Origin of the sequence: Cellulomonas soli, from assembly GCF_052036975.1 — a bacterium.
GTDB classification, from domain to species: Bacteria; Actinomycetota; Actinomycetes; order Actinomycetales; family Cellulomonadaceae; genus Cellulomonas; species Cellulomonas soli_A.
This window is the reverse complement of sequence record NZ_JBQIAR010000015.1, coordinates 90557-105724: the sequence shown is the minus strand read 5'-3', so window position 1 is coordinate 105724 and position 15168 is coordinate 90557. Positions and strand designations below refer to the sequence as shown.

Below are 15168 nucleotides of genomic sequence, written 5' to 3'. Positions count from 1 at the left end.
GGCGTCTCCCACACGGAATGGGGGGTCACGCCGGCGTCGAGGACACCGGCGAGCCGCCGCCCGGTGATGTCCCAGGCGGGTTCGTGCCGGTCGGCCTCGTCGACGAGGCCTTCGTGGCGGTCGCGGGAGAACGGCAGGGTCACGACGCTGATCCGGCGGTGCCCGAGGTCCGTCAGGTGCGTTGCGAGCCGTTGCATGCCGCCGCGGTCGTCGATGCCGACGACGGGGACGTCGGCGGTGCGGGAGCCCTCGACGAGCACGGTGGGCACCCCCCGTCGGCGCAGCGCCCCGAGCACCTCGGCGTCGGTGGTGCCGCCCCAGAGCAGGACTGCGACGTCCATCGCGGCGGATTCCAGGAGCGGGTCGACGGCGGGTGCGCCGGCGTCGCAGGAGTTGGGGATCAGCAGGACCCCGAGGTCGAGCGTGCCGAGGGTGCCGACGAGCCCGTCGAGCACCTGCACCGAGACGGGGTCGCGGAACGAGCGGCGCAGCGCGTCGCCGACGACGACGCCGACGATCCCCGAGCGTCCTCGGCGCAGCTGGCGGCCGAGCGGGTTGGGGCCGGCGTAGTCGAGCGTGGCGGCTGCGTCGAGCACGCGTTGGCGGGTGGAGGCGGCGATCGGGCCGGCCCCGGAGAAGGCCAGGGAGGCCGTCGAGACGGAGACGCCCGCGGCGGCGGCCACGTCGGCGAGGGTCGGGCGCTGGCTCGACAGGGGGCCACCTCCGGTCGGTCTGCGGCGGGTCCGGCGGGTGCCGGGGCGGGTCGCGCGTCGGGTCGTGGCGGTCTCGGGCGGCACCGGTGACGTGTCCGCGGGGTGCGGCGTGAGGGTCGGCGGTGCCCAGGCGGGACCTGTTGACGCAGCGGCCAGCGTACCCGCAGAATGGTCGCCACACTCAAATCGATTCGATCCGCGCTTCACCGCTGTCGAATCGATTCGATATCGTGAGATCCGTCAGCTCGACCCGCCCTGCCAGCACAGCACCCGTGACGCACCAGTCGAGAGCGGGTCGGCCCTCGACCGTCCGTGGAGCATCCGTGAGTCAGCCCTCCCGCCCCGGGAGCCCCGTCGTCGTGCAGCGCCCCGCGCCGCGACCGGGTACCACCGACCCCGTCGTGCAGCGCGCCCGCGTGCTGCTCCTCGGGCTCTTCGGGCTCCTCGGGGTCGCCGTCTCCAGCTGGCTCGCCCGCATCCCGACGATCCGCGACCTGCTCGACCTGTCGACCGGGGACCTTGGCGTCATCCTGCTGATCGGCTCCGTCGGCGCGCTCGTGTGCGTCACGTTCGCCGGGGTCGTCGTGACCCGGTACGGCAGCCGCGTCGGCATCGTCGCCTCGACCGTCGTGTTCGCCGTCGGCTACGTGCTCATGGGCATCGGCCCGCAGGTCGGTTCGCTGCCCGTGCTCGCGGTCGGGGTCTTCCTGCAGGGCTGCTCGATGCCCCTGGGCAACGTGCCCCTCAACGTGGAGTCCGCACGCATCGAACGCGCGATGGGTCGCACCGTGATCCCGCAGTTCCACGCGATGTTCTCCGTCGGGGCGGTGCTCGGCTCGTCGCTGGGGGCGGTGGCCTCGCACGCCCAGGTGCCGGTCGCCACGCAGTTCGGCACCGTCGCGGCCGTGTTCGTCGTCTGGCGGATCGCGTCGCTGCGCGGGGTCGTGCTCGCGCAGGCCCCCGGCGACGCCCCTCGCGCCTCCCGGTCGGGCGGCACCCGCGCGCGCCGGGTCGGCTCGGCGCTCGGCGCGTGGCGCGAACCGCGCACGCTGCTGATCGGTGTGGTGATCATGGCCGCCTCCCTGTCGGAGGGGGCGGCCAACGACTGGCTCTCGCTCGCCGTGGTCGACGGCTTCGGTCGCACCGAGGCCGTCGGCGGGGTCGTGCTCGGTGTGTTCGTGGGTGCCATGACGCTCGTGCGCCTGCTGGGCACACGGCTGATCGACCGCTTCGGCCGGGTGGTGGTGCTGCGGACCTCGGGGCTGGTGTCCATCGCAGGCCTGCTGCTGTTCGGCCTGGCGCCCTCGTTCATGCTCGCCGGGATCGGTGTGGCCGCGTGGGGCTTCGGGGCCGCGCTCGCCGTGCCGATCGGCATCGCGGCGGCCTCCGACGACCCGGTGCGTGCCGCCGGACGGGTCGCCGTCGTCTCGTCGTTCGCCTCCGTCGCCTCGATCGCGGCCCCGCCGCTGCTCGGTCTGGCCGCCGAGGTCACCGGCGCGCGGCACGCGCTCCTGCTGATCAGCGTCGCCATGGTCGCCAGCGTGACGTTCTCCGGCCGGGTGGCCCGCGAGACCCCCACCCGGACCACCCCGCCGGTCGACCCGACGCCCGTGCACGACACCGAGGCCGAGCACCTCGACGACGCCCACGGAGCCGCCGACACGTTCGGTGGGCCCGACCTGGCGCCGCACACCCTCGCACCGGCCGGTGCGGTGCGAGGCTGAACTCTGACCCTCTGCCCGCCCCGCCACCCCCACGACCACCACAGCCACGCCCCGGAGGGACGATGACGACTCCCCACGACCCCGACGTCCCCGGCGCCGGGGGTACCTCCACCGCCGCGAGCGCCGCACCGCAGGCCGCACAGCAGGGCGTGCCCGGCACGACGCGCGCCGTGCGCGCCGCGTCGACCGCGGTGTTCGTGGTGTTCGTGCTCAACGGCGTGAACTTCGCCAGCTGGGCCTCGCGCATGCCGGCCATCCGCGACGGGCTCGGGTTCTCCCCGCAGTCCATGGGTCTGCTGCTGCTGGTCGCCTCCGTGGGGTCCCTGCTCGCGCTGCCGTTGTCCGGGCTCGTCGTCGAACGGCTGGGCGCCCGACGCACGGTGATGGCGTTCGCGATGCTCAACGCGAGCGGCCTCGTCGTCGCCTCGGTGGGTGTCGCGGTCGTCCAGGTGTGGGTCGTCACGCTGGGTCTGGTCCTGTTCGGCGTGGGCACCGGGGTGTGGGACGCGGCGATGAACCTCGAGGGCGCGGCCGTCGAGCAGCGACTGGGGCGGACCGTCATGCCGCGGTACCACGCCGGGTTCTCGTTCGGCACGATGGCCGCCGCCGGGGTCGCCGCCGTCGTGGCCGCGCTGCACGTGCCCGTGGTGGTGCACCTGCCGGTCGTCGTGGCGCTGTCCACCGTGGGTGTGGCGCTGGCCGTGCGGGCGTTCCTGCCTGCTGCGGACGAGCGCACGCCCGACGTCGCCGCCCCCCAGGGCTCCCTCGCCCGCACGGCTGTCGACACCGCGGCCGACCCGTCGACCCTCGCTCCCCGCGGTGCCCGCGGCGCGCTGGCCGCCTGGGGGGAGTCGCGCACGCTGCTCATCGGACTGGTCGTGCTGGCCGCCGCCCTCACCGAGGGCTCCGCGAACGACTGGGTGAGCCTGGCGGTCGTCGACGGGTTCGGCACGTCGCACGCCGTGGGCGCCGTCGGCTTCGGCGTGTTCGTCACCGCGATGACCGCCATGCGCCTGTTCGGCACGCTGCTGCTGGACCGGTTCGGCCGGGTGCTGGTGCTGCGCCTGACGGCCGGGCTCGCGCTCGTCGGCCTGCTGCTGTTCTGCCTCGTCGGCCCGCTGTGGCTCGCGCTGCTGGGCGTGGTGCTGTGGGGGGCGGGTGCCGCGCTCGGATTCCCGGTCGGCATGAGTGCTGCCGCGGACGACCCGCTGCGGGCTGCCGCTCGCGTGTCGGTCGTCTCGACGATCGGCTACTCGGCGTTCCTGGCCGGCCCCCCGCTGCTCGGCCTGCTCGCCGACGCCGTCGGGTACCGCAACGCGCTGCTGGCCATCGGCGTGCCGATCGTGCTCGGCCTGCTCGTGACGAGCGCCGCGGCCCCGCTGTCCGAGCAGGGGCGGCCCTCGACGGGCGGTTAGCCTGTGCGCGTGGAGCTCGACGCCTGCGACCTGCCCGCCCCGAGCCCCGTGCCCGGTGCGACGCCCGCCCCTGCGACGGCGCAGACCGCGCGGAGGCTGGCCGACCTGACCACGATGCGTGTCGGCGGGCCGGCCCGCAGCTACGTCGAGACGTCCACCGAGGCGGACCTGATCGATGTGGTCCGGGCGGCGGACGCGGCCGGTGAGGCCCTGCTGGTGCTCGGCGGCGGCTCGAACGTGGTCGTGGCCGACGCGGGGTTCGACGGGGTCGTGGTGCGTGACGTGCGCGGTGGCATCCAGGTGCCCGACGCCTCGGCGTGCGCCGGTGTGACCCTGACCGTCCCGGCGGGCACCCCGTGGGACGAGGTCGTGGCGTACGCGGTCGAGCACGGGCTGTTCGGCGTCGAAGCGCTCTCCGGCATCCCCGGTTCGACGGGCGCCACACCCGTGCAGAACGTGGGCGCCTACGGCCAGGAGGTCGCCCAGTCCATCGCGCACGTGCGCGTGTGGGACCGCGCGCGGGGGCGAGTGCGCACCCTGCCGTTCGTCACGCTCGCGTTCGGGTACCGCAGCTCGCTGCTCAAGCGGTCGATGCGGACCGCCGACCCGGCCGACCCGCGGTCACCGTGGGCACCGACGCCGCGCTACGTGGTGCTCGACGTGACGTTCCAGCTGCGCCCCGGGTCGTTGTCCGCGCCGATCGCGTACGCCGAGCTGGCGCGCACGCTCGGCGTCGCCGTGGGGGAGCGTGCCCCGTTGGCGCAGGTCCGCCAGGCCGTGCTGGGCCTGCGCGCCGGCAAGGGCATGGTGCTCGACCCGTCCGACGCGGACACGGCCAGCGCCGGGTCGTTCTTCACCAACCCGCTCCTCGACGCCGCGGCGGCGTCCGCGCTGCCGGACGACGCCCCGCGGTTCCCGACCGACGACGGTCGGGTGAAGTCGAGCGCGGCCTGGTTGATCGAGCATGCCGGGTTCACCAAGGGCTTCGGCGCACCGGGGCCGGCGACCCTGTCGACCAAGCACACGCTGGCCCTGACCAACCGCGGTACTGCCAGCACGGCCGATGTGCTGACGCTGGCGCGTCGGGTGCGCGACGGGGTGCGCGAGCGGTTCGGTGTCGAGCTCGAGCCGGAGCCCGTGCTGGTGGGCGTCAGCCTCTGACGTCGGCGGGGGTGCCGTGCGTCGCGCCGACGGTCGTGCCGGGTACGGCGGGTACGGCCGGCGCGGCGAGCCAGTCGTCCACCCCGGCCAGCAGGCGCGCCCGCACGTCACCCGCGGCACGCGAGGCCCGGATCGAGGACCGCGCGAGCTCGGCCAGCTCCGTGTCGGAGAAGCCGTGCACGGTGCGCGCGCTCTCGTACTGGGCCAGCAGCCGCGACCGGAACAGCAGCGGGTCGTCGGCGCCCAGCGCCACGACCGCGCCGGCGGCCACCAGGGTCCGCAGCGGCACATGCTGCGCGTCGCGGTAGACGCCCAAGGACACGTTCGACGCGGGGCACACCTCGAGCGCCACACCGGAGCGCACCACCCGGTCGAGCACGCGTGGGTCCTCGCCGGCACGCACGCCGTGTCCGAGACGGTCGGGGTGCAGGTGACCGAGCACGTCCTCGACGTGCGTGGGGCCCAGGAGCTCGCCACCGTGCGGCACCGAGGCCAGGCCGGCCCGTCGGGCGATCGCGAACGCCGGCGCGAACGCCGCGGTGTCGCCGCGCCGCTCGTCGTTGGACAACCCGAAGCCGACGACCTCGCCCGTGCCGTCACCGGCATGCCGGGCGGCCAGGCGTGCCAGCGTCCGGGCTTCCAGCGGGTGGCGCATGCGTGAGGCGGCGACCACCACCCCGACGCTCGTGCCGGTCTGGGCCCCGGCCGTGCGGGCCGCGTCGAGGACGATCTCCAGAGCGGGGGTGATGCCGCCGACGAACGGCGCGTACGAGGTCGGGTCGACCTGGATCTCGAGCCGCCCCGAGCCCTCGGCCGCGTCGTCGGCGACCGCCTCGGCCACGATGCGACGCATGTCGGCCTCGGTGCGTACGCACGCGCGGGCGGCGTCGTACAGCCGCTGGAACCGGAACCAGCCGCGCTCGTCGGCCGGCACGTGCAGCGGGTCGTCGTCGAGCAGCGCCGCCGGGAGCCGCACCCCGTGGGCCGCCGCCAGCTCGGCGAGCGTGCCCGGGCGCATCGACCCGGTGAAGTGCAGGTGCAGGTGCGCCTTGGGGAGCCGGGCCAGGTCGCGCACGGCGTCAGTCTGCCAGGCGCACGGGCGTGCCCCGGCCGCTGCCCGGGCTCAGCGCTGCGCGAGCTCCGGTTGCTCGCCGACGCCGGCGTCGACCAGGCGGTAGCCCAGGCCGCGGACGGTCTCCACGTGCTCGGCACCGAGCTTGCGGCGCAGGTACCGCACGTACACGTCCACCACGTTCGAGCCGGGGTCGAAGTCGTAGCCCCACACCTGCGACAGCAGCTGCTCGCGGGTGAGCACCCGTCCGGGGTGCCGCAGGAACATCTCAGCGAGCGCGAACTCGCGGGCCGACAGGTCGACGTCGCGGTCCCGCACCCGCATCCGGCGGGCGTGCAGGTCCAGCTGCAGCGGCCCGTGGGTCAGCACGGCGACGTCGGCGCCGTGCCCGCCGCCGCGCAGCCGTAGCCGGATGCGTGCGAGGAGCTCCTCGAAGCGGAAGGGCTTGGGCACGTAGTCGTCCGCACCGTGCTCGAGCCCGGCCACCGTGTCACCCACCGAGGTCCGGGCGGTCAGCACGATCACGGGCACGGGGTTCTGCTCGTCACGGACCCGGCGCAGCACGTCGAAGCCGTCCATGTCGACCAGGCCCAGGTCGAGGATCACCAGGTGCACGCCGCCGGCCCGGATCAGCGCCAGGGCCTCGCGGCCGCGGGTGACGCACGTGGTCGAGTAGCCGGCCCCCCGGAGGCCCTTGGCGACGAAGGCGGCGATCCGTTCCTCGTCCTCGACGATCAGGATGTGCGTCATCGGTTCTCCACGAGCTCGGGGTCGAGGAAGGATCGCCTGCCGAACCCGTCCGTGTCCAGGTCACCCCGCAGGTCCGAGGCCCGTCCGGGGTTCCGGGCCGGTGTCTGGTCCGGCACGCAGAGCCGGGCCGGCAGGTCGAGGACGAACACCCCGCCGGGATCGTGACCGGCCGGGGGTTGCTCCACCCGCACACGGCCGCGGTGCGCCGTGGCGATGGCCATGACGATCGGCAGGCCGAGTCCGGCGCCGTGCGCGGTGCGGTCGGCCTGCCCGCGGTGGAACCGCTCGAAGATCAACGGCACCTGATCGGGGTGCACCCCTGGACCCTCGTCGCGGGACCACAGCAGCAGGCGGTCGCCGACCAGCTCGCTGCCGATCCGCACGGTGGTCCCCTCGTCGGAGAACCGCACGGCGTTGGCCAGCAGCTGCAGCCATGCCTGCGTGATCCGCTGCTCGTCGAGCAGCACCGTGACCTCGGCGCGGGCGGCCACGACCCACCGGCGGTCGCCCAGGCCTCGGGCCTTGTCGTGCACGTCGTCGGTGAGTCGACCCACGTCCGTCGGTGCCGGCCGCACGAAGTCGGGACGGTCCGCTGTCGCCAGGGTGACCAGGTCGTCCACCAGGCGGTGCATCCGGTCGAGCTCGTCCAGTGCCAGGGCCTGCGTGGCGCGCACGTCGTCCGGGTCCAGCGGGTCGACGAGCTCCAGGTGCCCGCGGACGATGGTCAGCGGGGTGCGCAGCTCGTGGCCGACGTCGTCGAGCAGCTCGCGCTGCGAGCCGAAGGCCCGCTGGAGCCGGTCGAGCATGGCGTTCACGGTCCGCGCCAGGTCGGAGAGGTCGTCGTGCCCGGTCACCTCGATCCGTTCGGACAGGTCGGACTCCGTGACCCGCCGGGCGGTGTCGCGCAGCAGACGGATCGGTGCCAGGAGCCGGCCGACGACGCGCCAGGAGACACCGCCGACGACCACCAGCGTGAGCATGCCGACCACGGAGTAGAGCACGTAGGTGCGGGTCAGGCCGGCCAGCTCGGCCGAGCGGTCCGTGGCCACGACGAACAGCCCCGGGGTGTCGTCGCCGACCTGCACGGGGACGGCCACCAGGCGGTACTGGGTCGTCGCGGTCCGAATGGTCCGAGGTGCGGTGGTCGTGGTCGTGGTCGCCGTGGCGGGTGCGGTCGTGGTGCGGGCGAGCTCGTCGAGCGCGGCCACCAGCTCAGGGTCCTGCTCGAGCCGCACACCCCGGGTCTCCGGTGCGGGCAGCCACAGCGGTGCACCGCCCTGCAGGGTGAGCACCCCTTCGTGCTCGCCCGGCACGCGGCTGCGCACCCCCTCGTTGAGCAGCCGCGAGACCGAGGCGAACGGTTGGTGCGTCTGCGGGTCGTCCTGCTCGGCGAGCGACTCGAACGCGGTGACCGCGCGGCGCAGCGAGTCGTCGATGCGGTCGTCGGTCTGGCGGCTCTGCAACCCGTAGGCGGCGAACCCTGCCACGAGCACGGTGATCGCGGCGATCGCGATGGATGCCGCCATGACCCGCGCCCGCACGGTGAGGCGAGCGCCCCACGAGCCGGGAGAACGGGAGTCGACGCGTTCGGGCGACGCGACGCGCGGTGGCATCGGGCCATTATGGCGCGGCAGGTCACCGACCAGGCAGGATCCCGCGTTCGAGCGCGACGGTGACCGCGCGGGTGCGGTCGTCCACGCCGAGCTTGGCGAAGATGCGCAGCAGGTGCGTCTTGACGGTGGCCTCGGTGATGAACAGCTCGCGCCCGATGGCCGCGTTCGACAGCCCGCGGGCCACGCCGGCCAGCACCTCGCACTCCCGAGGGGTGACCCGGTCACCGTCGCCGCCGCGCACCTGCTGCACGAGCCGCAACGCGACCGAGGGCGACAGCGCCGCCTCGCCGCGGGCGGCCGCCCGTACCCCGGCGACCAGCTGGTCCCGGGGTGTGTCCTTGAGCAGGTAGCCGGTTGCCCCGGCCTCGACGGCCCGCAGGATGTCCGTGTCGGTCTCGTACGTGGTCAGCACGAGCACCCGCACGCCGGGCAGCGTGGCGACGATCTGGCCGGTGGCCGTCGCCCCGTCCGTCCCCGGCATCCGCAGGTCCATCAGCACCAGGTCGGGGCGCAGCGTCGTGGCCAGCGTGACGGCCTCCGCACCGTCGGCCGCCTCGCCCACCACCTCCAGGTCGGGTTCGACGCCGAGCATCCCGACCAGGCCGGAACGCACCACAGGATGGTCGTCGGCCACGATCACGCGGATCCGGGTCACGGGGTACCTCCGGTCGGTGGTGCGGGTGGGAGCGGCGCTGTGGCCTGGTCCCCGGCGGGCACGCTGGCGGGGGACGATCCCACCGGCAGCCGCAGCAGCACCCGTGCGCCGCCGCCGTCGGCCGAACCCACCTCGAGCGACCCGCCCCCGGCGCGGACCCGCTCCCGCATACCGCGCAGGCCCACGCCCTCGACGGCGTCGGCCGGGAGCCCCCGCCCGTCGTCGACGACCTCCAGCTGCACGTGCCCGCCGGAGGTGGCGCCCGGGCCGGACGAGCTGCCCGCCGGGGTCGCGCCGTCCGCGTCGAGCGAGAGGTGCAGCACGACGTGCCGGGCGTGCGCGTGCTTGCGCACGTTGGCCAGCGCCTCCTGCGCCGCGCGCAGCAGCACCACCTCGGTGTCCTTGCCCAGCTCTGCCCGCTCGGGGGCCTCACCCGGGGAGTCGTGGTCCCCGAGCCCGCGCACCTCGACCCGCACCCCGGTCTCTGCCTCGAACCGGCGCGCGAGCCGCCCGAGCGCTTCGGGCAGGTCGCCGTCCTGCAGCGCGGTCGGGCCGAATGCGGCGACGAGCGCCCGTGCCTCGGCCAGGTTCTCGCGGGCCACCTGCTCGATCTGGGTCACACGTTCCCTCGCGCGCGCGGGGTGCTCCGCGTCCAGCTCGGCGCTCGCGGTCTGCGCGAGCATGATCACGCTGGTGAAGCCCTGCGCGAGGGTGTCGTGGATCTCCTGGGCGACGCGTGCCCGCTCGGCCAGCACCCCGGCACTGTGGTGGGTCACGGCGAGCTCGGCCTGCGCCGCCTCGAGCCGTTCGAGCAGCACGGCGCGTTCCTCGCCCCGTTCGGCCACCTGGGTGAGCCACAGGCCCAGCACGATGCTGAACGCGAGCGCGAGGGCGAGCTGTGCGACGGTCGTCAGCAGCTCGACCGCCCCACCGTCGGTGCCGAGCAGCACCGGGACGGCGACCCCCACGGTGAGCAGCGTCGCCAGGACCACACCGGTGGTGCGGTTCTCCGCGAGGTACCAGATCTGGGAGTAGGCCACGAACAGCAGCACCTGCCCCTGGGCCGACAGCGAGACGACCACGACGGTCACCACGAGCAGCACCGCGAGGTAGGCCCCCACGAGGCGCCGGTCACCGGTCCGCGCACCGCGGCGACCGAGCAGGGTGTACGCGGTGACGAGCACCGCGAACGAGGCTCCAGCCGCGACGGCGCGCGACGTACCGTGCGGGTCGGCGAACGCGGCCACCGCCGCCAGGGCCGTCATCGCGTAGAACGCGACGTCCCACCCGCGCAGCGAACGCTCCCAGAACTCGATGCGCGTCGAGGACACCTCAGCCGTCGTCACGACGCTGCCACCGGAACGTCTTGACCCCGACCACCAGGGCCACGACCAGCCACGCCGTGAGCATGATCGCGGTCTGCGGGTGCTGCCACGAACCTGACACCTCCCACGCCTCGGCCTGCTCGGGCAGGAACACCGACCGCATGCCCTGCGCCATCCACTTCAGCGGGAACACCGAGGCGATCTGCTGCATCCAGGTGGGCAGCTGGTCGTACTGGAAGAACACCCCGGAGATGAACTGCAGGATCAGCACCACGGGGATGACCACTGCGCTGGAGCTGCGGCCCGACCGCGGCAGCGAGGAGTACGCCACACCGCACACAGCACCGGTGGCCGTGCCGAGCACGAACACCCACGTGAACGTGGTCCAGGCGGCCGCCGTGGAGGGCATCGGCACGTCGAACACGACTGCGGCGACCGCCAGCAGCAGCCCGATCTGCACGACGGAGGCGACCAGCACCTGACCGACCTTGCCCAGGAAGTACGCCGCCGGCGGCATCGGTGTGCCGCGCAGCCGCTTCAGCGACCCCTCGTCGCGCTCCACCGAGATGGAGATCGCCAGGTTCTGGAAGCTGGAGAGCATCAGGCCGGTGGCGATCATGCCCGGCAGGAAGTACTGCGCGAACGAGACGTCCTGGCCGCCCACGGTCTGGCCGTCCTGGCCGAACACCGTGGCGAAGATCGCCAGCATGATGATCGGGTAGGCGAAGATGAACACGACCGCGTCGCGCTCGCGGAAGTAGAGCCGCAGCTCGTGGGCGGTGCGGGCGGCGGCCACGCGCAGCAGAGCGGGCTGGCGGGCCGCGCCGGCGGACCGGGTCGGGGGCGTCAGGGTGGTGCTCATCGCAGGGCCTCGCTCGTCTGGTCGGCTGCTGCCGTCGTGCTCCGCGGGTCGGCGAGGGGTGTGCCGTCGTCGCCGTCGGGGTGTCCGGCGCTCTCGATGAGCCCCAGGTACACGTCTTCCAGCGTCGGGCGCAGCACCTGCAGGCCCGGCACCTCGTCGTCGGCGAACCGTGCGGAGAGCGCGGCGACCGTGCGGGTGGGTGTGGCGGTGCGCTCCTCGTGCACCTGCCCGTCCTGGGTCCAGCGCACCACGGCCAGCCGTGCGTCGCGGCCGCCCAGGTCCTGCGGGGTGCCGAGCGCCACGACCTGGCCGTCCCGGACCACGGCCACCCGGTCGGCGAGCCGTTCGGCCTCGTCGAGGTAGTGGGTGGTCAGCAGGATCGTCGTGCCTTCGTCCCGCAGGCCGTCGATGAGGTCCCAGAACGAGCGTCGTGCCTGCGGGTCGAACCCGGTGGTCGGTTCGTCGAGGAACAGCAGCTCGGGGCTGCCCACGATGCCGAGCGCGACGTCGAGCCGACGACGCTGCCCACCGGACAGCTGTCGGACGCGCGTACGGGCCTTCTCGCGCAGCCCGACGGCGTCGATGACCTGCTCGGGGTCGCGCGGGTGCGGGTAGTACAGCGCGCACAGCCGCACGAGCTCGCTCACGGTGGCCTCGTCGAGGTCGTTCGCGCTCTGCAGCACGATGCCGAGGCGGGCGCGCCAGTCGCGGCCGGCGGTCTGCGGGTCCTGGCCGAGCACCCGCACGTGGCCCTCGTCGCGGTGCCGGTAGCCCTCGAGGATCTCCACGGTCGTGGTCTTGCCGGCTCCGTTGGGGCCGAGGATCGAGAAGATCTCGCCGCGGTGGACCGTCAGGTCGAGGCCGTCGACGGCCTGCTTGGTGCCGTAGCGCTTGCGCAGACCGCGGACGTCGACCGCGGGGGCGTCAGCGAAGGTGGTGGTCATGGCTCCAGCCTGGCCTCGTGGACCGGATCGGCGCGAGGGCCGTCCGACGGCAACGGCCGTCCACCGATCGGTGGACGGCCGTGTCGGTCGTCATGGTCGGCGCGCGGGGTCCGGGCCGGGCGCGCCGACGTTCACTCGGCCTCGGCGAGCAGACGCTGGATCCGGGCCACGCCCTCGACGAGGTCCTCGTCGCCCAGCGCGTACGACAGCCGCAGGTACCCGCTGGGCCCGAACGCCTCGCCGGGCACCACGGCCACCTCGGCCTGCTCGAGGATCAGCGCGGCCAGCTCGGCGGACGTCGTCGGGGTGACGCCGCGGATGGTGCGGCCCAGCACACCCTCCACCGAGGGGTACGCGTAGAACGCGCCCTGCGGGGCGGGGCACACGACGCCGTCGATCGCGGAGAGCATCTCCACCATGGTGCGGCGGCGGCGGTCGAAGGCCGTGCGCATCTCGTGCACCGCCTCCAGGTCGCCGGTGAGCGCGGTGATCGCGGCCCGCTGGGAGACGTTCGCGACGTTCGAGGTCAGGTGCGACTGGAAGTTCGTCGCGGCCTTGATCACGTCGGCCGGCCCGATCATCCAGCCCACGCGCCAGCCGGTCATGGCGTACGTCTTGGCCACGCCGTTGAGGACGATCGTGGTGTCGGCGAGCTCGGGCACCGCCTTGACGATGGGTGTGAACACCGCGTCGTCGTAGGTGAGGTGCTCGTAGATCTCGTCGGTGATGACCCAGATGCCGTGCTCCAGCGCCCAGCGGCCGATCTGCTCGGTCTGCTCGGGGGAGTACACGGCGCCCGTCGGGTTCGACGGGGAGTTGAACAGCAGGACCTTGGTGCGCGGTGTGCGAGCGGCTTCGAGCTGGTCGACGGTCACCAGGTAGCCCTGGTCGACGCCGGCGAACACCTCGACGGGCTCGCCGCCGGCGAGGCGGATCGCCTCGGGGTAGGTCGTCCAGTACGGCGCGGGCAGGAGGACCTCGTCGCCGGGGTCGACGATCGCGGCGAACGCCTGGAACACCGCCTGCTTGCCGCCGTTGGTGACGAGCACCGAGGCGGGGTCGACGGCGTAGCCGGAGTCGCGCAGGGTCTTGGCGGCGATGGCCTCGCGCAGGGCCGGTAGGCCCGCGGCGGGCGTGTAGCGGTGGTTGGCCGGGTCCTGCGCGGCCGCGACGGCTGCGGCCACGATGGGGGCCGGCGTGGGGAAGTCGGGCTCACCGGCGCCGAAGCCGATGACGGGACGACCGGCGGCCTTGAGCGCCTTCGCCTTCGCATCGACGGCGAGCGTCGCCGAGGGGGCGATCGCGGCCAGGCGCGCCGAGACGCGCGGGCGGACGGAGGACGACGTCGATGCGTGCTCGCTCACCGGTCCATAGTGGCAGAGGTCGTGCTGAGCGACCTGCGCCGTCCGGTTTCACCTTCCGGTCACGGTCGCGTACAGTGGGCGCCCGGCGGTTGACGTCCGCCATGATCGGTCGTGCCCAGGCGCGTGCAGACATGGTGGAGGGCGGCCGTCGTAGGGCAGTAGCTCAATTGGTAGAGCAGCGGTCTCCAAAACCGCAGGTTGCAGGTTCGAGTCCTGTCTGCCCTGCGCACGCGACCCCGTTCCGGACCCCGGAGCGGGGTGTGTGAGCAGGACCGCCGGCCGGTCCGGCGCCTCGCGTCGGTCCAGGCGGTGCCATGTCACACCATCGGGGACACACGACGAGACGTAGGGGCCAGACGTGAGCGATACCGCAGCGGCGGCAGCGTCCGACGCCGAGGGCTCGGCGGCCCGCGCCCGGACGCCCCAGGACGCCGGCAAGGACGAGAAGAAGCGCGGTCTGGGCGGTCGTATCGCCCTGTTCGTGCGTCAGGTCGTCGCCGAGCTCAAGAAGGTCGTGCGCCCGACTCGTTCGGAGCTGCTGACCTACACCTCGGTGGTGCTCGTGTTCGTCGCGGTGGTCATGGCGTTCGTCACCGTGGTGGACCTCGGCATCGGCCAGCTGACGCTCTGGGCGTTCGGCGGCTGATCGGGCACCGAGCCCGGCCCGCACCACCCCACTGCCGCTGACGCGGTCCGCACAGCACCCGATCGAGGAAGCAGGTTCGCCCGTGTCGCAGGAGTCGCAGGAGCCCACCGAGGGCGCTGAGATCGAGCTCGAGGACGCCGTCGCGTCGGTCGAGGCTGTCGAGGCACCCGTCGTCGAGGGCACTGAGGACGACCTCGACGAGGTCGCCACGGACACCGAGGACGAGGCCGCCGAGGACGAGGCCGGGTCCGACGAGAGCGAGCCGGAGGTCGCCGCCGACGCGGACGCCGACGTGCTGGCCGACCCCGACGAGGACCCCGTCGCCGCGTTCAAGGCCCAGCTGCGCCGCCAGCCGGGCGACTGGTTCGTCATCCACTCCTACGCGGGGTACGAGAACCGCGTGAAGGCGAACCTCGAGAACCGCACGCAGAGCCTCAACATGGAGGACTTCATCTACCAGGTGGAGGTCCCCATGGAGGAGGTCGTGGAGATCAAGAACGCGCAGCGCAAGGTCGTGCGGCGCGTGCGGATCCCCGGCTACGTCCTGGTGCGCATGGACCTGACCGACGAGTCGTGGGGCGCCGTCCGGCACACCCCGGGCGTGACGGGCTTCGTGGGCCACACCCACCAGCCGGTGCCGCTGACGCTCGACGAGGTCTTCTCGATGCTCGCCCCGTCGCTGCAGCCCAAGGCCGCTGCTGCTGCCTCCGGTGGTGCAGCCAAGGCCGCCCCGGCGATCGAGGTCGACTTCGCGGTCGGCGAGTCGGTCACCGTCACCGACGGCCCCTTCGACACCCTGCCGGCGACGATCTCCGAGATCAACGCCGAGAGCCAGAAGCTCAAGGTGCTCGTCTCCATCTTCGGCCGGGAGACCCCGGTCGAGCTGTCCTTCAGCCAGGTCGCCAAGATCTGACCCTGACCGGC

General features: G+C 73.7%; 14 protein-coding genes and 1 tRNA gene. 6 read left to right on the top strand and 9 right to left on the bottom strand.

Annotation, left to right across the window (positions count from 1 at the left end; genetic code table 11):
• Positions 1-683, bottom strand: a 683-nt coding sequence (locus tag ACTHAM_RS14995) for a LacI family DNA-binding transcriptional regulator (protein ID WP_440688860.1), incomplete at its 3' end; no start/stop codon positions are given.
• A 353-nt stretch (positions 684-1036) separates the two neighbouring features.
• On the opposite strand from ACTHAM_RS14995, the gene ACTHAM_RS14990 reads away from it, so the two are divergent.
• The 3 genes from ACTHAM_RS14990 (at position 1037) to ACTHAM_RS14980 (ending at position 5013) form a co-directional block, all read left to right on the top strand.
• Entirely contained in the window at positions 1037-2437 is a 1401-nt protein-coding gene (locus ACTHAM_RS14990; RefSeq protein ID WP_440688859.1) for an MFS transporter, read from the top strand.
• Positions 2438-2499: 62 nt separating this feature from the next.
• Positions 2500-3852 (top strand): MFS transporter, encoded by a 1353-nt coding sequence (locus tag ACTHAM_RS14985; RefSeq protein WP_440688857.1) that lies wholly within the window; start codon positions 2500-2502, stop codon positions 3850-3852.
• A 9-nt stretch (positions 3853-3861) separates the two neighbouring features.
• Complete coding sequence (locus tag ACTHAM_RS14980; RefSeq protein ID WP_440688855.1) at positions 3862-5013, top strand: UDP-N-acetylmuramate dehydrogenase; 1152 nt, start codon at positions 3862-3864, stop codon at positions 5011-5013.
• Here the strand turns inward: ACTHAM_RS14980 and ACTHAM_RS14975 are convergent.
• The 8 genes from ACTHAM_RS14975 to ACTHAM_RS14940 form a co-directional block, all read right to left on the bottom strand.
• Positions 5003-6088, bottom strand: coding sequence for an adenosine deaminase (locus ACTHAM_RS14975; RefSeq protein WP_440688853.1), 1086 nt, complete (start codon positions 6086-6088; stop codon positions 5003-5005). The genes ACTHAM_RS14980 and ACTHAM_RS14975 overlap by 11 nt on opposite strands.
• A gap of 48 nt (positions 6089-6136) precedes the next feature.
• On the bottom strand, positions 6137-6835 hold the full coding sequence (locus ACTHAM_RS14970; protein ID WP_440688851.1) for a response regulator transcription factor: 699 nt from the start codon (positions 6833-6835) through the stop codon (positions 6137-6139).
• Positions 6832-8448 (bottom strand): ATP-binding protein, encoded by a 1617-nt coding sequence (locus ACTHAM_RS14965; protein WP_440688849.1) that lies wholly within the window; start codon positions 8446-8448, stop codon positions 6832-6834. Before ACTHAM_RS14965 ends, ACTHAM_RS14970 begins: the two co-directional genes overlap by 4 nt.
• A 22-nt stretch (positions 8449-8470) precedes the next feature.
• A complete protein-coding gene (locus ACTHAM_RS14960) occupies positions 8471-9103 on the bottom strand; it encodes a response regulator (protein ID WP_440688847.1) in 633 nt (210 codons plus the stop codon).
• Entirely contained in the window at positions 9100-10449 is a 1350-nt protein-coding gene (locus tag ACTHAM_RS14955) for a sensor histidine kinase (protein ID WP_440688845.1), read from the bottom strand. The genes ACTHAM_RS14960 and ACTHAM_RS14955 overlap by 4 nt, the downstream gene beginning before the upstream one ends.
• On the bottom strand, positions 10436-11290 hold the full coding sequence (locus tag ACTHAM_RS14950) for an ABC transporter permease (protein WP_440688843.1): 855 nt from the start codon (positions 11288-11290) through the stop codon (positions 10436-10438). Before ACTHAM_RS14950 ends, ACTHAM_RS14955 begins: the two co-directional genes overlap by 14 nt.
• On the bottom strand, positions 11287-12234 hold the full coding sequence (locus tag ACTHAM_RS14945; protein WP_440688841.1) for an ABC transporter ATP-binding protein: 948 nt from the start codon (positions 12232-12234) through the stop codon (positions 11287-11289). Before ACTHAM_RS14945 ends, ACTHAM_RS14950 begins: the two co-directional genes overlap by 4 nt.
• A gap of 131 nt (positions 12235-12365) precedes the next feature.
• Positions 12366-13598 carry a pyridoxal phosphate-dependent aminotransferase gene (locus ACTHAM_RS14940; protein WP_440688839.1) on the bottom strand — a complete coding sequence of 411 codons (1233 nt, stop codon included), beginning with the start codon at positions 13596-13598 and terminating at the stop codon, positions 12366-12368.
• A 152-nt stretch (positions 13599-13750) separates the two neighbouring features.
• Here ACTHAM_RS14940 and ACTHAM_RS14935 point away from each other — a divergent pair.
• From ACTHAM_RS14935 to nusG, 3 genes are all read left to right on the top strand, one after another.
• A tRNA-Trp gene (locus tag ACTHAM_RS14935) sits at positions 13751-13823 on the top strand.
• A 133-nt stretch (positions 13824-13956) separates the two neighbouring features.
• On the top strand, positions 13957-14244 hold the full coding sequence (gene secE / locus ACTHAM_RS14930; protein ID WP_440688837.1) for a preprotein translocase subunit SecE: 288 nt from the start codon (positions 13957-13959) through the stop codon (positions 14242-14244).
• Positions 14245-14326: 82 nt separating this feature from the next.
• Positions 14327-15157, top strand: coding sequence for a transcription termination/antitermination protein NusG (nusG, locus tag ACTHAM_RS14925; RefSeq protein WP_440688835.1), 831 nt, complete (start codon positions 14327-14329; stop codon positions 15155-15157).
• Positions 15158-15168: the final 11 nt, after the last annotated feature.